Annotated in this window: 18 protein-coding genes; 4 read left to right on the top strand and 14 right to left on the bottom strand. The window is 66.7% G+C overall.

Annotated elements, in window-relative coordinates:
* Positions 1 to 9: 9 nt before the first annotated feature.
* Positions 10 to 945 carry an NAD(+) diphosphatase gene (gene nudC, locus O3684_RS06790; protein WP_500065865.1) on the bottom strand — a complete coding sequence of 312 codons (936 nt, stop codon included), beginning with the start codon at positions 943 to 945 and terminating at the stop codon, positions 10 to 12.
* Positions 946 to 981: 36 nt separating this feature from the next.
* On the opposite strand from nudC, the gene rph reads away from it, so the two are divergent.
* Positions 982 to 1,749, top strand: coding sequence for a ribonuclease PH (gene rph / locus O3684_RS06785; RefSeq protein WP_500065864.1), 768 nt, complete (start codon positions 982 to 984; stop codon positions 1,747 to 1,749).
* On the top strand, positions 1,746 to 2,360 hold the full coding sequence (gene rdgB / locus O3684_RS06780) for an RdgB/HAM1 family non-canonical purine NTP pyrophosphatase (RefSeq protein WP_500063182.1): 615 nt from the start codon (positions 1,746 to 1,748) through the stop codon (positions 2,358 to 2,360). The genes rph and rdgB overlap by 4 nt, the downstream gene beginning before the upstream one ends.
* A gap of 75 nt (positions 2,361 to 2,435) precedes the next feature.
* Here rdgB and O3684_RS06775 read toward each other — a convergent pair whose 3' ends face one another.
* Complete coding sequence (locus O3684_RS06775) at positions 2,436 to 2,558, bottom strand: hypothetical protein (protein ID WP_016460073.1); 123 nt, start codon at positions 2,556 to 2,558, stop codon at positions 2,436 to 2,438.
* Between the two features lie 272 nt (positions 2,559 to 2,830).
* The gene (locus O3684_RS06770; RefSeq protein WP_048677472.1) at positions 2,831 to 3,163 is read right to left on the bottom strand and encodes a CBU_0592 family membrane protein; all 333 of its coding nucleotides are present in this window, start codon (positions 3,161 to 3,163) and stop codon (positions 2,831 to 2,833) included.
* Between the two features lie 86 nt (positions 3,164 to 3,249).
* On the opposite strand from O3684_RS06770, the gene O3684_RS06765 reads away from it, so the two are divergent.
* Entirely contained in the window at positions 3,250 to 4,167 is a 918-nt protein-coding gene (locus tag O3684_RS06765; RefSeq protein ID WP_500065862.1) for a LysR family transcriptional regulator, read from the top strand.
* A 46-nt stretch (positions 4,168 to 4,213) separates the two neighbouring features.
* On the opposite strand, the gene O3684_RS06760 is transcribed toward O3684_RS06765, so the two are convergent.
* The 4 genes from O3684_RS06760 to clpS are packed head-to-tail and all read right to left on the bottom strand — an operon-like array spanning position 4,214 to position 6,722.
* A complete protein-coding gene (locus O3684_RS06760; RefSeq protein WP_500065861.1) occupies positions 4,214 to 5,014 on the bottom strand; it encodes an MBL fold metallo-hydrolase in 801 nt (266 codons plus the stop codon).
* Positions 5,011 to 5,841, bottom strand: a complete 831-nt coding sequence (gene murI / locus O3684_RS06755) for a glutamate racemase (RefSeq protein WP_500063179.1) — start codon at positions 5,839 to 5,841, stop codon at positions 5,011 to 5,013. The genes O3684_RS06760 and murI overlap by 4 nt, the downstream gene beginning before the upstream one ends.
* A gap of 17 nt (positions 5,842 to 5,858) precedes the next feature.
* Complete coding sequence (locus tag O3684_RS06750; RefSeq protein ID WP_500063178.1) at positions 5,859 to 6,431, bottom strand: DUF2017 family protein; 573 nt, start codon at positions 6,429 to 6,431, stop codon at positions 5,859 to 5,861.
* Positions 6,432 to 6,434: 3 nt separating this feature from the next.
* On the bottom strand, positions 6,435 to 6,722 hold the full coding sequence (gene clpS, locus O3684_RS06745; protein WP_500063177.1) for an ATP-dependent Clp protease adaptor ClpS: 288 nt from the start codon (positions 6,720 to 6,722) through the stop codon (positions 6,435 to 6,437).
* A gap of 81 nt (positions 6,723 to 6,803) precedes the next feature.
* On the opposite strand from clpS, the gene O3684_RS06740 reads away from it, so the two are divergent.
* Complete coding sequence (locus tag O3684_RS06740; protein WP_500065859.1) at positions 6,804 to 8,147, top strand: nicotinate phosphoribosyltransferase; 1,344 nt, start codon at positions 6,804 to 6,806, stop codon at positions 8,145 to 8,147.
* 105 nt (positions 8,148 to 8,252) lie between these two features.
* On the opposite strand, the gene O3684_RS06735 is transcribed toward O3684_RS06740, so the two are convergent.
* From O3684_RS06735 to O3684_RS06705, 7 genes are all read right to left on the bottom strand, one after another.
* On the bottom strand, positions 8,253 to 9,995 hold the full coding sequence (locus O3684_RS06735) for a DEAD/DEAH box helicase (protein ID WP_500065857.1): 1,743 nt from the start codon (positions 9,993 to 9,995) through the stop codon (positions 8,253 to 8,255).
* Positions 9,992 to 10,324: a DUF3039 domain-containing protein gene (locus O3684_RS06730; protein ID WP_500065856.1), complete on the bottom strand. Its 333-nt coding sequence runs from the start codon at positions 10,322 to 10,324 to the stop codon at positions 9,992 to 9,994. The genes O3684_RS06735 and O3684_RS06730 overlap by 4 nt, the downstream gene beginning before the upstream one ends.
* A gap of 134 nt (positions 10,325 to 10,458) precedes the next feature.
* Positions 10,459 to 11,232, bottom strand: coding sequence for a glucosamine-6-phosphate deaminase (gene nagB, locus O3684_RS06725; protein ID WP_007590223.1), 774 nt, complete (start codon positions 11,230 to 11,232; stop codon positions 10,459 to 10,461).
* 75 nt (positions 11,233 to 11,307) lie between these two features.
* Complete coding sequence (locus O3684_RS06720) at positions 11,308 to 11,988, bottom strand: copper homeostasis protein CutC (protein WP_500065854.1); 681 nt, start codon at positions 11,986 to 11,988, stop codon at positions 11,308 to 11,310.
* Positions 11,985 to 12,917: an ROK family protein gene (locus O3684_RS06715; RefSeq protein WP_500065852.1), complete on the bottom strand. Its 933-nt coding sequence runs from the start codon at positions 12,915 to 12,917 to the stop codon at positions 11,985 to 11,987. Before O3684_RS06715 ends, O3684_RS06720 begins: the two co-directional genes overlap by 4 nt.
* Positions 12,914 to 14,371 (bottom strand): M81 family metallopeptidase, encoded by a 1,458-nt coding sequence (locus tag O3684_RS06710; RefSeq protein WP_500065850.1) that lies wholly within the window; start codon positions 14,369 to 14,371, stop codon positions 12,914 to 12,916. The genes O3684_RS06715 and O3684_RS06710 overlap by 4 nt, the downstream gene beginning before the upstream one ends.
* Entirely contained in the window at positions 14,368 to 15,516 is a 1,149-nt protein-coding gene (locus O3684_RS06705; protein ID WP_500063170.1) for an ROK family protein, read from the bottom strand. The genes O3684_RS06710 and O3684_RS06705 overlap by 4 nt, the downstream gene beginning before the upstream one ends.
* Between the last annotated feature and the right edge of the window lie 22 nt (positions 15,517 to 15,538).

The following is a 15,538-nucleotide window of genomic DNA, read 5'->3' as shown; positions in this document are numbered from 1 at the left end:
CGCCCACGCTCACTTGTGTCCCGCACCCTCGGGCCCGCTCGGCAGGTCGGCACCATACCATTCCCGAAGGAGCGCGTAAGCGATTGAGGCGCGACCGGGCGCGCTGATTTCACCGGATTCAAGCGCGCGCGTCAGCTCCTCGCGGCTGTAGAAGCGCGCCCACTCGATTTCCACGCCGTCCGCCTGCGGTGTCGGGTGCGCCTCGAGGGTTCGCGCACGGTATCCCATCATCTGCGACCGCCCGAAAGGCCAGGGCTGCGTCGCGACGTACGTGGGCGTCTCGATATCGACGCCGACCTCCTCGGCGACCTCACGCGCAACCGTCACGTCCGGAGATTCTCCCGCCTCGACGTAGCCGGCGATGATCGACACGAAACCGGGCTGCCACAGCGCGTTATGCGCCAGGAGGACGCGTCCATCGTGGTCCTGGACCAGGACGATGATCGCCGGATCCTGGCGCGGATACTCCAGGCGGTCGCACGTCTCGCATCGCGCGGCCCACCCGCCGGACACCAGCTGCACCGGCGCCCCGCAGCGCGAGCAGTAGCGGTAATTCGCATGCCAGAGCGCCAGAGTGAGCGCGGTCAGCGCCAGGGCCGCATCGTCGCCGTCAAGCTGCCAGCCAACCGCGCGCAAGTGCTCCCAGCGCCCCCAGGCCTCGTCCCGGCTGGTCTCGATCGCGATGACGCTGCGTCCACCCGCCACCCCGATGAACGAGGCCGTGGTTCCCTCGAGGCGGCGCGCGGCTTCATCCCCACTCAGGCGCCGCAGGGTCGGCGTACCCGCACGCTGCGCCCCGGCCTCGTCGAGGAGGACGAAACCGGCAGCGTCAACGACGATGACATCGGCCTCACCGGCGCGCACGAGGGCGGCGGGAGCCACGGAATCGCGCAGCGCGACCGCCGGATCAACGTGACCGCGAACGAGAGGTAGATCAAGACTCATAACTCCACGGTAACGCGGTGGGCTACCCTAGGCACTATGACAACTACTCCGCTGCGCGCCGATGGGCGCACCCCGTCCCAGCTCCGTCCCGTCTCCATTACCCGCGGCTGGTCGGGTACCGGCGAAGGCTCCGCCCTCATCGAGCTCGGCAACACCCGCGTCCTGTGTGTCGCCTCTTTCACTGAGGGCGTGCCGCGTTGGAAGCGCGACTCCGGCGAGGGCTGGGTGACCGGCGAGTACTCGATGCTCCCGCGCGCGACCGAGCAGCGTTCCTCCCGCGAATCCGTCAAGGGCAAGGTGGGGGGTCGCACCCAGGAGATCTCTCGACTCATCGGGCGTTCTCTGCGCGGCATCGTGGACGTGGCAGCTCTCGGCGAGAACACCATCGTCCTGGACTGCGACGTTCTGCGCGCCGACGGCGGCACCCGCACCGCGGCCATCACCGGCGCCTACGTGGCCCTGGCGGACGCAGTGACCTGGGCGAAGGACCAGGGCATCCTCAAGCCCTCCGCGAAGGTCCTCACCGATTCGATCTCCGCGATCTCCGTGGGTGTCATCGACGGCACCCCGATGCTGGACCTGCCCTACGTCGAGGACGTGCGCGCGCAGACCGACATGAACGTCGTGCAGACCGGCGACGGCCGCTTCATTGAGGTGCAGGGAACCGCCGAGCACGCGCCCTTCAACCGTGATGAGCTGGGCGAGCTCCTCGACCTGGCGACGCTGGGCAACGCCGAGCTCGCCCGCGCACAGCAGCTCGCACTCGAAGCACCCCTCATGGAGCGCGTCGAGGTGCGCCCGTGAGCGCGCGCCTGGTCTTCGCGACCTCCAACGCCCACAAGGTCAGCGAGCTCGAGGCCATCCTGGCCCCCGCATGGGAAGGATTCGAGGCGGGCTGCGTGGCACGCATGAGCGACTTTGACGTGGCCTCCCCGGTCGAGGACGGGGTGACCTTCGAGGAAAACTCGCTGATCAAGGCCCGCGCCCTGGCTCGCGCCACCGGCCTGGCGGCCATCGCCGACGACTCCGGCATCACGGTGGACGTGCTCGGTGGGGCACCCGGCATCTTCTCGGCGCGCTGGTCCGGCTCCCACGGGGATGACGAGGCGAACCTTCATCTGCTCCTCGATCAGCTCTCCGATGTGCCCGACCGCCACCGCGGCGCAGCCTTCGTATCGGCCGCCGTCCTGGTCACCCCCGACGGGCGCGAGTTCGTCAAGCGCGGCGAAGTACGCGGCACTCTGACGCGTTCCCCCCGCGGCGAGGGCGGATTCGGCTACGACCCGATCTTCGTCCCCGAGGGCTTTGAGGTCACGACCGCGCAGATGAGCGCCGAGCAGAAGAACGCGATCAGCCACCGTGGCATCGCCTTCCGCGCGCTCATGCCCCACATCGTGGAGTATCTGCGCGGCTGATACGTAGCGCAGACACAATCGTGCCGGGCACCCGAGGGTGTCCGGCACTTGTGTGATGCGCCCGCAGGCGCGCCATCAACGGGCGACGAGGTTACCGAAGATGGGGCGGTCCATCGAGAACTGCAGGGGATTGGTCTCTTGACGCACCCTGAAGTGATGGGCGAAGCGACGAAGGATATCTGCGACAAAACGAGACATGGTGTGCTCCTCTTTGAGTACCGTGCGATGGATCTGTCACCGCGTCGTACTTTTATGGTGCGCCTAAAATCGCGCATTTTCCATCGATATTTTCTAATTTTTCTGTGAAGTGCAACTTACAGACTTTTCCTTGAAACCACTTGATAAAGTCTTGACTATGAAACGCTGATTGTCTTAATTAATCCGACGGTGGATACAGGCCCATAACAATAGACACAGTGAGGGGGCAGGCCCTGGGCCTACCCCCTCACTACCCCCAATTCAACGTCGAGTCAGCGGGCGCGCGCCAGTCGCACACGGCGCGGCAGGTAGCGGCGCACATCGAAGAAGCGAACAACCTGCATGATGCGGCGCGCGAGACGGTCGCGCACACGCCAGATCATGGTGCAGCCAACGCCGATGAAGATGGCGTTCGTCAGGAAGGAGGGCCATGCGCCGGTCGAAGCGCAGGCGATCGCCAGCAGGATACAGCTGGAGACATTCAGGGAGTGGTAGCGCAGCGAGTCAGGTGCGAAGCGCTTGGAGGAGACCAGGTAGTAGGCGGCGATGGAGGCGGCCGCGCCAACCCATCCAAGGATCGTGATTGCGAGAGAGAAGATCGTCATGACTCATATGATGCACCTTCCGCTAGTCAAGCACAATTGAATGGTTCTATAGTTATCTTACAGTTTCGCTTAACAAAGGAGTTCGCATGGACATCGACCCTCGCCGCCTGCCTTTCCTCCTGTCCGTCGCGCGTGAAGGCGGCATTGTTGCCGCCGCAGACATCCTCATGGTCTCGCCCTCGGCAGTGTCCCAGCAGATCCAAAAACTCGAGGAAGAAGTCGGCCTCAAGCTCGTTGAGCGCACCACCTCGGGCGCCATCCTCACCCCCGCCGGCACCATCGTCGCCGAGGCCGGCGAACGCATCAACGCAGACATCGCCGAAGCCCTCAAGGCCCTGCGCCCCCTAACGGGACAGGTCACAGGAACGGTCACTATCGGCGCGTTCCTGACGATCTGCCGATCTACCCTGATTCCCGCACTCCCCGACCTCATCGAGGCCCTCCCCGGCGTCGACCTGCGCATCGAGGAAACCGAAGAAACCCCCGGCATGGCTGCGCTGCGCACGGGCCACTACGACATCCTCGTCATCGAACGAGACGAGGATCCGGGCCTCCCCCCGCGCGGATACACGGACATCCCATTCCTCGACGAGCCCTGGGTGCTCGTCACCCCCGACTCCGCTCCCCCGATTGGTTCAATTGAAGACCTGGCCGACCTCACGTGGCTACGCGTCAATCCCGGAACCAGCGGCGATCACGTCATGCGCCGCATCACCAAGGCGTTCCCGGATACACGCTGGGCACCGCACCTGTACACGACGTACGAGGCCGCGCGCTCCCTCGTGCGGGCACGCACAGGCTCGACAATCCTTCCCGCGATGGCGCTGGCGGGGGCACACACGGAGGGGATGCGCATCACGCCTCTTCCGTCGCTGGGCACACGCAAGATCCTGCTGCGGCACAAGAATCACGGCTGGTCCACGGCCGGCGGCCCCGCACGCGTCGCCGCCTACCTTGCTGAGTGGAAGCGCCACAACGCCACCTACTCAAAGCCCTCGGACTGATGCCTTCGGAGTCCGCGCCCGGCCGGTCGACGGGGCAAGGGACTGCTCAGAGGCTGACCTCCATGCCGGACGTCGCGAATTCGAGGGGCCCGCTCCACGCCTGACGAATCTCCGATGCAACCCGCTCACGAGGCGTCCACGGCTGAATATGGGTAGCGATCATGCGCTCCACTGCAGCCCTCGTCGCGAGAGTTCCCGCGCGCAGACCATCCATGTGCATGTCCGGCTCGGTTTCGTCGCTCGTAAAGCCAACCTCACTGAGGAGCACGTCGACACCGCGCGCCCCCTCGATGATCGTGTCGCACAGGTCGGTATCACCCGTATAGAACAGGGACACACGGCGGGACGGATCGTCCTCGGCAGGCCCCTCGATGCGCAGGCCGAAAGCCTCGACCGGATGCAGGGCACGGAACGGACGAATCGTCATGGGCCCCACAGCATACGATTCACCCAGCTGCATGTGGGTGAAGGCGAACTCAGCCTCATAGCTCTCATCATCGGTCGCACCCTCGATCTGACGGACGCGACGAATCGTCTCCTCGGGACCAAACAGCGACACTGGCCGGAGGGCGCAGGAGCCGGGACCCCACTTGCGGTAGACCTGCAGCGAGATGATGTCACCCATGTGGTCGGCGTGGCAGTGAGACAGTACCAGGGCGTCAAGCTCGCACGGGCACACGTGCGTCCACAGCGCCCCAAAAGAACCAGGTCCCAGGTCGCACACGAGCGAAAACACGCGTTCCCCGCCCGATTGGGGGTCGATGCCGCGCGCTTGAATGAGGTAGGAGGATGCGGGGGACTCGGGCCCCGACATCGAGCCTGTCGCACCAATGACGGTCAGCTTCACGCGATACCACCGCCGGTGCTCACGCGAACGACGGACCCCACCTCGGGCCCGAGGAAGCGCCTGGCCAGGCGCGGGAAGGCGTCGGACGCGCCCGTGGCCAGGAACTGATGCTGCGGCCCCTGCCCAGCGGGCCACGGGTCATGCAAAAGCCCCCGGTCCACCAGCTCGTTGTAGGTCACGTTCGCAGTCGCCTCCGAGGAGGTGACCAGGGTGACGCCCTCACCCATGACGCGTCCGATCACGCCGGTGAGAAGCGGGTAGTGCGTGCAGCCGAGGATCAGCGTATCCACGCCCGCCTCCTTCAGCGGGGTGAGGTACTCGCGCGCCACGGACTCGATTTCTTCGCCCGTGGTCACCCCGGCCTCGACGAAGTCGACGAAAGCGGGGCACGCTTGCTGGCTCACCGTCAGCCCGGGGACCGCCGCGAGCGCACGCAGGTAGGCCTCGGACTGGATGGTCGCCTTCGTTCCGATGACACCGACATGGTGGTTGCGCGTCGCGATGACGCTCTGTCGGGCGGCCGGAGTAATGACCTCAATGACGGGGATGCCGGCGTCGATCCAGTAGCGTTCGCGAGCGTCCGCGAGCGCTGCCGCTGTCGCAGTGTTGCAGGCAATGACAAGGGCCTTCACGCCGCGCGAGGCCAGCTCGTCGAGAGCGGAGAGCGTCAGCGAGCGCACCTGCGCGATAGCGCGAGGGCCGTAGGGCGTGTGCTCGGTGTCGCCCAGGTAGATGATCTCTTCGTCGGGCAGTTTATCGATGACTGCGCGCGCCACCGTCAGCCCACCTAGGCCCGAGTCGAAAATTCCGATCGGGGCGTTATTCATATATCCGACTTTATGCGTTACTGGGAATTATTGACGGCTTCAAGAAGTGAGTCCTGCCACCATGTGACGAGCATATAGATCGCAGCAACAGTCTGTGAGCGCTCCCCCGTCGGCTCGCGCATCGCCAGCTCTTCGATCCGCTGCGCGTCGCTTTCATCGGATAGGTCCAGTTCACCCGCCAAGCCGAGCCGAATGTCGTTGAGGGCACCCAGCCACGACCACACGTCGCCGGGCCGCACAACGAGGGTGTTCGTCTCCCCGTGAACGATGTGGTCAAGATCGCTGACGATTGAGCGCAGCCGGACCGACTTCTCGCTGCGCAGGAGGTCCTCGGTGAGGGCACGCATCCGGGCCGCATCGTCCCCGTCCTCACTCATGGAGGGGAGCAGCATGCGCAGCGTGCGCTCGCGCGGAGCCTCCCGGCGCTGTTCGGTTTCCGTGAATGCGCTGAGCATCGACGAGGTCACACCGAAGTCGCCCGGATCGTCGAGGACGACGAGGACCTCGGTGGCCAGCTGGCGCAGAAGGAGCGCTTCGCCGCTACTCATCGACGAAGCGAAGCCGCCGTCTCGAGGAGCGAAACCTTCCATCTTTTAGTCTCTGTCCTCTTCAATGGTGGCGCGCAGCCCATAGGAGTGCATCGCCATGACGTCGGCCTCGATACGTTCGCGCACTCCCGTGGAGACGGTGGCGCGCCCGCGCGTATGGACGGCCATCATCAATTCCTCCGCGCGAAGTGCGGAATAGCCGAAATATTGCCGAAAAACGGCGCTCACGTAGCTCATGAGATTGACGGGATCGTCCCACACGACGGCACGCCAGCGCGGCACCGCAGTGGGTGCTTCCTGCGCGCGGGACGCTGGCTGGAGGATCGTTGTCATATGCCAACAGTACGGTGAAAGGATGTGTCTGGGAAGCGAAATCGCACCGCGGTGACACGCTTCTCAGGGTAGGCTCACAGTATGCCTGCATCGACATCTACTTCATTGCTGACTGATATGTACGAGCTCACGATGCTCGACGCCGCCCTCAAGGATGGCACCGCGCATCGTCGCTGCACGTTCGAGCTGTTTGGGCGCCGCCTGCCCGCCACGCGCCGCTTCGGCGTCGTGGCCGGTACCGGCCGCATTCTCGAGGCGCTGGAGCGCTTCGAGTTCGACGCTGAGCAGATCGATTGGCTGCGCGACCAGGGGATCATCTCCGAGGAGGCCGCACAGTTCCTGGCCTCGTGGCGCTTCACAGGCGATATCTGGGGCTACGCCGAGGGCGAGTGCTACTTCTCTGGTTCTCCTCTGCTCACCGTCGAGGGCACCTTCGCGGACTGCACCCTCCTGGAGACGCTGCTCCTGTCGATCCTCAACCACGACTGCGCGGTTGCCTCGGCCGCCTCGCGTATGACGATCGCCGCCCACGGTCGTCCCTGTATGGACATGGGTGCTCGCCGCGCCCACGAGCGCGCTGCGGTCTCCGCCGCTCGCGCCGCCATCATCGGTGGTTTCCAGGGCACGTCCGACCTCGAGGCTGCGAAGCGCTACGGGATCCGCTGCATCGGTACGGCCGCCCACGCCTTTACGCTCCTGCACGACACCGAGCGCGATGCCTTCGATTCCCAGGTCGCCAAGCTGGGCGCGGGCACGACCCTGCTCGTGGACACCTACGACATCAGGCAGGGCGTCATCAACGCGGTCGAGGCCGCGCGCGCCGCGGGCGGCGAGCTGGGCGCTGTGCGCCTGGATTCGGGCGACCTGGTCGCCGAGGCGTTCAAGGTGCGCGGCCAGCTCGACGCGATGGGCGCGACGACCACGAAGATCACGGTGACCTCCGACCTGGACGAGTACGCGATCGCCGCCCTGGGCGCGGCCCCCGTGGACTCCTACGGCGTGGGCACCAAGCTGGTGACGGGCTCGGGCGTGCCGACGGCTGCCCTGGTCTACAAGGTCGTCCAGCGCGAGAATTCCAACGGCGAGACCGTTCTCGTCGCCAAGAAGGCGGAGTCGAAGTCCACGGTCGGCGGGCGCAAGGTCGCCGGCCGCGTCCTGGGCGAGGACGGCTACGCGACCGAAGAGCTCCTGCTCGTCGGCACCTCCTTCGAAGAGGGCCAGGCGCTCCTCGCCGAGCGTGGCGCCCGCCCGCTGCAGGTCCAGCTGGTGCGCGGCGGTCAGATCGATGCCGCAGCATGGGGTTCCGAGGCGCTGTCGCGCGCCCAGGAGCACCACCTGCGTGCCCGCAACGAGCTGCCCTACCAGGCGTGGCGCCTCTCCGAAGGTGAGGCCGCGATCCCCACGCGCTACGAGAAGGTCGACTGACCGCTTCACACACTGCGCGAGGCCCCGACCTCGTCCTTCTCTCAGAGGGACGAGGCCGGGGCCTCGTGATATGTCAGTGTTCGCCGAGTGCGACGCGGCCGCGCGTCAGTGGCGGCCGACGAACCACTCGCGCAGCAGCGCGATACGCGCCTCAATCTGCTCGGTCGTGGCCTGGGCGACCTCGGGGCCGCCACAGCGCGAACGCAGACGCGAGTGGATGGTCGCGTGCGTCTCACCGGATCGACGCGACCACGTGGAGACCAGGTGCTGGAGTTCCTTGCGCTTGGCGGCGCGCAGCTTGTGCGCCGGGATGCCAGCGTTCTCCTCGCGCATTTTCTGGGCGGCGCGGTTCTTCTTCTGGGCGGCAACCTGGTCGGCCTGGCGGGCACGCAGCAGGGTCGTCACCTGGTCGGCATCCAACAGGCCGGGAATGCCCAGGTATTCCTGCTCTTCCTCGGATCCGACCTCGGCGCCCGCACCCCATGCGGCACCGTCGAAGAGGACGCCGTCGAACTCGGCATCCGCGCCCAGGACCTCGAACTGGGAGAGCAGGTCGGAGGACGCCTTGTCCTCACGGTTTGCGGCAGCAACGAGGGCGTCCTCGGGGTTCCACATGTCGTCTTCGCTGGCTTCCTCGCGCTTGGGGCGATCCAGCGCGTGGTCGCGCTCGATCTCCATGCCGCCGGCGAGGGTCAACAGGGGCACGACGGAGGGAATGAAGACGGTGGCCGTCTCACCGCGGCGGCGCGCTCGCACGTAGCGACCGATCGCCTGGGCGAAAAACAGGGGCGTGGATGCATTCGTGGCGTAGACGCCGACAGCCAGGCGCGGAACGTCAACGCCCTCGGACACCATGCGCACGGCGACCATCCACCTGTCGGTGGAGTCCGCAAACTCGGAAATGCGGTCGGAGGCGTCCGCGTCGTCGGACAGGACGATCGTTGGGGCCTTGCCGGTGATGAGGCGCAGGTGGCGGGCGTAGGCGCGCGCGTGCTCCTGGTTCGAGGCGATAACGAGGCCGCCCGCGTCCGGCACGGCTCGGCGCACCTCCTCGAGGCGCAGGTCGGCGGCGCGCAGGACGGCGGGGATCCACTCGCCCTTGGGGTCCAGCGCGGTGCGCCAGGCCTGCTTCATCATGTCCTTGGTGAGGGGCTCGCCCAGGCGGGCGCTCACCTCGTCGCCGGTGTTGGTACGCCAGGCCATCTGTCCCGAGTAGGACATGAATAGAACCGGGCGCACGACGCCGTCCTTGAGGGCGTCACCGTAGCCGTAGGTGTAGTCCGCGCGCGAGCGACGGATGCCCTCCTCGTCCTCCTCGTAGGTGACGAAGGGGATCGGAGAGGTGTCGGAGCGGAAGGGCGTGCCCGTCAGGGCCAGGCGGCGCGTCGCGTCCGCGAAGGCCTCGCGCACGCCGTCGCCCCACGACAGGGAGTCGCCGGCGTGGTGGATCTCGTCGAGGATGACGAGGGTGCGGTAGGCGCGGGTGCGCGCCGCGTGGACGGCCGGGTTGGAGCCGATCTGCGCGTAGGTGACGGCCACGCCGTCGAAGTGCGAGCCGGCCACGCCCTGCGAGTTCGTAAAGTCGGGGTCAATGTGGATACCGAAGCGCGCGGCGCTCGACGCCCACTGACCCTTGAGGTGCTCGGTGGGGCACACGACGGTCAGCTTATCGACGACGCCGCGCGCAATCAGCTCGGTCGCAAGCGTCAGCGCGAAGGTCGTCTTACCTGCACCCGGGGTCGCGACCGCCAGGAAGTCGCGCGGGGAGGCAGCCATGTAGCGATCCAAGGCAGCAGCCTGCCAGGCGCGCAGCCTGCCAACGGGTGCGCGCCGGGTTGTCTCACTCACTTGTCGGAGCCCTTTCCGCCGTCCGAGAAGGGCCAGTGACGCCCGTTCTTACCCATCGAATCACGCAGCTCCCTGCAGGTAGGGCACACCGGGTACTGCGAGGCGTCGCGGGTAGGGATCCACACCTTGCCACACAGGGCGACGACGGGCTGGCCCGTCACCATGGAGGAGTTCGCCTTGTCCTTGCGCACGAAGTGGGCGAAACGATCGCCGTCCCCGTCCGTGCGCTCCTTGCGGGTCTCGGTACGCTCCAGCAGACCGGTCGAGGACGCGGTGGAGGGACCGGAGGGCGCGGAGGGGCCGGTAGGTTCGTCGAGGGCATTACGCATGGTGCCTATTGTACGTGCCTGGGGATGCTTCCAACGGGTGGCACGCGTGCGCCGGGAGCGAAGAAGCAACGCTCACAATAAGGCCCCGACCTCGCATTCACGAGGCCGGGGCACGGTCGGATGGGGAACCTATCTCACAGGTGTTCCTTCTCCCAGACCTCCTTGTAGAAGTCTGCGAGCTCGAGCTTGGAGGCGGCGGCCTCGTCGAGGAGCACGGTGACGTCGGGGTGGTGCTGGAGGATGGACGCGGGCCAGCGCTGGGTCACGCCGCCCTCGATCATGGCCTTGACCGCGTCGGCCTTGCCCTCGCCGGTCGCGATGAAGATGTGGGCGCGCGAGTCCATGATCGTGCCCAGGCCCTGGGTCACGCAGTGCGTGGGGACCTGGTCGATGTCGCCATCGAAGAAGCGTGCGTTGTCGCGGCGGGTCTGCTCGGTCAGGACGCCCACGTGGGTGCGCGAGGCGAGAGTGCCGCCGGGCTCGTTGAAGCCGATGTGGCCATCGCTTCCGATGCCGAGGACCTGGATGTCGATGCCACCGTCGGCCTTGATGGCCTCGTCGTAGGCGGCAGCGCCGGCCTCGAGGTCATCGCACCAGCCGTCGGGGCCGTGTGCCGCACCCTCGGGCATGTCGACGAGGTCGACGAGGTTGCGGTGGATGAAGTTCGCGTAGCCCTCGTAGTGATCGCGGGGCAGGCCCACGTACTCGTCGAGGTTGTAGGAGCGAACCTGGGCAAAGGAGATCTGACCGGCCTCGTAGCGGCGCACGAGCTCTGCGTAGAGCTTCAGCGGCGAGGAACCGGTGGCCAGGCCGAGCACAAAGTTCGGCTTAGCGCGGTAGACCTCGAGGATGCGGTCCGCTGCGAGGGATGCGATCTGATCTTCGTCGTTGAAAATTCCAATTCTCATGTGTTTAACCTTACACTGTCGACGTCGATTTGTCAGACGAATCAGCGATGATTTTTCAGAAATGTGTGAGCTGGGTTATCCGTGCAGCGCAGCGACGATTCGCTCGACCTCCGCCTGATCGGTCCCGGAGGTCCCCGGCGCACGCATGTGGACCTCGCGAGCACCCGAGGCTGCCACGACCTCGGCGACGTTGTGGGCACGCAGACCGCCCGACACCAAGATGATGATGTCGTCTCCCCCGCGCTCAACCAGCCGGGCGAGAGCCTCCGGCTGCGCGACCGCCGGATCGCCGCCCGTCGTCAGCACTCGGTCGTAGCCGAGCTCCATGAGCACGTCGAGCCCACGATCCTGGTCCACGACCTGGTCGAAGCCGCGGTGGAAGGTCAGCGGCGCGTCCTCGGCCACGTCGCGCAGGCGGGCGGCCGCATCCACGTCGATCTGCCCATCGCGCGTGATGACGCCGACGACGAAGCCGAGGGTCACGGGCGCTCCGCGACCGATCGCCGCCAGGGTCACGATATCCGAGGCGATACGGTCGACCTCCTCGCGGGAATGGACGAAGTCCCCGGGGCGCGGGCGCACAAGCACCTGAACGCCGCCAGCGGGCGCCACCTCGAGGGCGGCCGCCACCTCGTCGAAAGCGGGAGTCAGGCCGCCGCACGACAGGTCGGTGCAGATCTCGATGCGATCCGCTCCCCCGTCGCGCGCACGGCGCACGCCGAGCGCATCTTCCACGCAAATCTCAACAACGGTCACGGCTGCCACCTTTCGTAGCACGTCGAGCCGCCCACGCGGGCGGCCAGGATCGCCGCACCCCAACGGCCGCCCGCTCCCCCGAGGGAAGCGCGGACGATCTCGGGGGCGTCACGGAATGTCAGCATCGAGGCAAATTCCTCGCGCAGCGGCGCCAGCAGATGCTCGCCCGCGTGCGACAGGCCGCCGCCGATGATGATGCGCTCAACGTCGACGGTGAGCGTCATGTGGGTCAGCGAGAGGGCGAGGGCGCGCACGGCCGTGTTCCACACCTCGGTCGCGACCGGGTCGGTGCCGATGCCGGCCTCGACAGCCTTCGCGCCGATATTCTCGCCGGTCGCCTGCTCATAGCGTCGGGCAATCCCCTTCGCCGAGGCATAGACCTCCAGGCACCCGCGCGAACCGCAGCGGCAGGACTCACCGCCCGGGAAGACGGGGGCGTGCCCGACTTCTCCGGCGCTGAACGTCGCGCCACTCCACAGGCTATCGCCCAGCATGAGGGCCACGGAGATACCGGTGCCGATGGGCATCATCAGGAAGGAGGAGGCCCCACGGCCCGCGCCGAGAAGCCCCTCGGCCAGGCCGGCGGCGCGCCCGTCGTGCATGAGCGCGGCGGGCACTCCCGTGGCTTCCTCGACCGCGCGGGCCAACTGGACGCCGCGCAGCTCCAAGTTGGCCGCATACACGACGGTCCCACTCTCCTCGTCAACGAGGCCGGGGCAGATCAGGCCGAAGCCGACCAGTCCCGGGTAGTCGCTGGCAAGCCGAGCACCGATGCGCCCCACCTGCTCGGCCACGGCCTCGCGATCGGTAGGCTCGTTGCCCTGCGTGAGGATCGATCCCGCCTCGTCGACGATCATCCATTTGATGGACGTACCGCCGATGTCAATGCCGGCGAATACCGGACCCTGGGAATCCTTCACGGCACTCATGGTTCGACGACCTGTGCATGCAGATCAGGATCTGCCATGTCGGGATCGAAGGGGAACATCGGGCGGTCGATCTTGTGGTGTCCGAGGCGGATGAGATCCTGATCGACACCACCCGGAGTCAGCGCCATGAGCCAGCCCTTCTGGGTCTCGTACAGGTCGGGCTCGAGGTAACCGATCTTGACGACGACGACGTCGGCGGCCGTGATGTCCACGCCGAGCAGCTCGAACTGACAGAACATCGTGTACTGGTTGCGGTTCGTGGTGACGATGAAGCGCAGGCCACCCGTGCGCAGCAGCGCGGTGTGGCCGCCCATCGGGTCGTCGGCGAGGGCCTCGACAGTCGCGTGCACGCTCAGGGTTCCGGGCTCGCGGGTGTCAATGTGTCCGCCGACCTCGAGATCCACCTCAGCACCCACGCCGGCCTCCCATGCGACCGCGGCCGCGGCGGGGTCGATGATCGAGGCGTAGATGACGTCGAGCGTCGCTTCCTGGACGGGCTTCCACGCGAGGAGGGCCGCGAGCGCAACCGTCACGTCGTCGGCGCCGCCGGCACCCGGGTTGTCGCCGGAGTCAGAGATGAAGAAGGGCTTGGGTCCCACCTCGGCAGCGGCCAGGCACTCTTCCATCGAGGCGACGGGGGCGACGAACTCGAAGCGGTCGTGGACATCCCAGAAGTACTGGCCAATACGCTCGGCCTGCTCCTTGACGAGTTCCGCATCGTCGCCGGTCACGACGACCGCGCCCTTGCAACGCGGCTGGTCCGCCCACGCGAAGCCGATCCAGATCGCGGCATCCAGGATGCCGTCCATCGCTTCGATGGGGTCGATCATCTTGTACAGGGACTTGGCGGGCTCGATGCGGGTCGAGGTCTTCTCACCCGGCAGCAGGACGGGGACATGCACGAGGGCCTTGACGGGCTTGGGCTGCCCGTTCAGGAGGCGCATGCCCAGGTTGTAGGCGGCGCGACGACGCGACTCGAGAGCGTCCTCGTGGGGTGCGAGGCGGTAGCAGGTGAGCAGGTCGCAGCCGTCGAAGAGGTCCTGAGAGACGTTTCCGTGCAGGTCCATCGAGGCGCTGACCATGGGTTCCGGGCCGATGACGCCGCGGATGGCGTTAATGAGGTCCCCTTCCGCATCGTCCATGCCCTGGACACTCATGGCACCGTGGATGTCGAAGAAGAGGCCGTCGAGGGGACCGGCAGCGGCGAGCCCTTCGAGGATTTCGGCCTTCCAGGCGTCGTAGGCGCCGCGCTCGACGACGCCGCCGGGCAGGGCGCGCGAGTGCAGGACGGGGATCCACTCGATCTGGGTGGCCCAGTCCTCATCGCGCCAGTAGAAGCGGTCCATCAGTTCCTCGCCACGCGTGACGATGAAGTCGTCGGCAGTCGAGATGTAGGGGGTGAACGTCGAGGATTCGATGTGAATGCCGGCAACCGCGATGCGGGGCTTGGTCATGAGCGATTCTCCTTTGAGATCTTCGAGGGGGTAAGTGTGGAGAGCCCCCAGAGCGCGGCTTCGCGCCCTGATCGGGACGATTCGATCACGAGGTGTTCCATGATCGAGGGGAGGCAGGATTGGTGGAGTGCGGCGCGCACTCCCGCGGTGAAGGCGTCGACGGCGGAGAGGGCCCCTCCGACGATGACTCCCTGAGGTGCCAGGAAGGACACGAGGTGGGCGACGCTGTGGCCCAGAAGGGTTCCCGCCTGGCGGATGGCCGTCGCAACTTCGGGAATACCGTCGCGTGCGGCGGCGAGAAGCTGTGCGTTGTTCTCATAGACGAGGCCTGCGGCGGCCAGGTCCGCGCGGATCGAGTCGGCGGACGCGATTGTTTCGAGGCAGCCGACGTTACCGCACTTGCAGGGGCGACCAGAGGCGGCCTCGACGGGGATATGCGAGATATCCCCGGCCAGCCCACCCTGGCCCACCTGGGGCACGCCCTCCACGAGGTAGGCACCACCGATAGCGGAGCCTGCCTTGATATAGATGAGCGTGTCGATGGGGGCAACGCCCTCCAGCCGACGCCGGTAGACGGATTCGCCGACGGCTCCCGCGCGGGCGTCGTTTTCGATGAGGGCGGGCAGACCGCACTGCTCCGTCACGGCCTCGGCGACGTTGATTCCGTCCCATCCGGGCATTCGGGCGGGACGGATGACGCGCGAGCGATCCGCGTCCACGGGACCGGGAACCGCTAGGGCAATGCCGCCGACCCGCACGCCGGCAGCTTCTTCCTGGCGGAACACTTCCTCCATGACAGCGTCCAGTACCGCCTGGGGACCTTCCGCGATGTCGATAAGGAGACTGCTCGCCACGCCGACTCCGCGCGCGGAGTCCGTCAGGGCGACGAGGCCGTGGTGCGCTCCCAGTTCCACGAGAGCAAGAGCGCCGACTCCGTCAGAAGTAACGAGTCGGCGCGCCCTGCGCCCGCCGGTCGAGACAGACTCGTCCGCTTCTGCGACTTTGCCCGCCTCAACGAGGCGGGAGACGGCCGCCGAAATCGTTGACGGTGCAAGGCCGGTTTGCTTGACAATTGCGGGACGCGTATCCGCCTGACCGGATCCGATCAGCGTCAGGACGGTCTCATCGACGTCATGCGTGGCCATGACACCTCCTTCACATAGATAT

It is taken from the genome of Pauljensenia sp. 20925_1_27, assembly GCF_041432835.1.
In the GTDB taxonomy this organism is placed as follows: domain Bacteria; phylum Actinomycetota; class Actinomycetes; order Actinomycetales; family Actinomycetaceae; genus Pauljensenia.
This window is presented reverse-complemented; position numbering and strand designations above follow the sequence as displayed.

What these genes read in the sequence shown, in the direction of transcription:
- nudC (WP_500065865.1), bottom strand. Translation starts at nt 945, where the DNA reads ATGAGTCTTGATCTACCTCTCGTTCGCGGTCACGTTGATCCGGCGGTC.
- rph (WP_500065864.1), top strand. Translation starts at nt 982, where the DNA reads ATGACAACTACTCCGCTGCGCGCCGATGGGCGCACCCCGTCCCAGCTC.
- O3684_RS06775 (WP_016460073.1), bottom strand. Translation starts at nt 2,558, where the DNA reads ATGTCTCGTTTTGTCGCAGATATCCTTCGTCGCTTCGCCCATCACTTC.
- O3684_RS06770 (WP_048677472.1), bottom strand. Translation starts at nt 3,163, where the DNA reads ATGACGATCTTCTCTCTCGCAATCACGATCCTTGGATGGGTTGGCGCG.
- O3684_RS06765 (WP_500065862.1), top strand. Translation starts at nt 3,250, where the DNA reads ATGGACATCGACCCTCGCCGCCTGCCTTTCCTCCTGTCCGTCGCGCGT.
- murI (WP_500063179.1), bottom strand. Translation starts at nt 5,841, where the DNA reads ATGAATAACGCCCCGATCGGAATTTTCGACTCGGGCCTAGGTGGGCTG.
- O3684_RS06750 (WP_500063178.1), bottom strand. Translation starts at nt 6,431, where the DNA reads ATGGAAGGTTTCGCTCCTCGAGACGGCGGCTTCGCTTCGTCGATGAGT.
- clpS (WP_500063177.1), bottom strand. Translation starts at nt 6,722, where the DNA reads ATGACAACGATCCTCCAGCCAGCGTCCCGCGCGCAGGAAGCACCCACT.
- O3684_RS06740 (WP_500065859.1), top strand. Translation starts at nt 6,804, where the DNA reads ATGCCTGCATCGACATCTACTTCATTGCTGACTGATATGTACGAGCTC.
- O3684_RS06730 (WP_500065856.1), bottom strand. Translation starts at nt 10,324, where the DNA reads ATGCGTAATGCCCTCGACGAACCTACCGGCCCCTCCGCGCCCTCCGGT.
- nagB (WP_007590223.1), bottom strand. Translation starts at nt 11,232, where the DNA reads ATGAGAATTGGAATTTTCAACGACGAAGATCAGATCGCATCCCTCGCA.
- O3684_RS06715 (WP_500065852.1), bottom strand. Translation starts at nt 12,917, where the DNA reads ATGAGTGCCGTGAAGGATTCCCAGGGTCCGGTATTCGCCGGCATTGAC.
- O3684_RS06710 (WP_500065850.1), bottom strand. Translation starts at nt 14,371, where the DNA reads ATGACCAAGCCCCGCATCGCGGTTGCCGGCATTCACATCGAATCCTCG.
- O3684_RS06705 (WP_500063170.1), bottom strand. Translation starts at nt 15,516, where the DNA reads ATGGCCACGCATGACGTCGATGAGACCGTCCTGACGCTGATCGGATCC.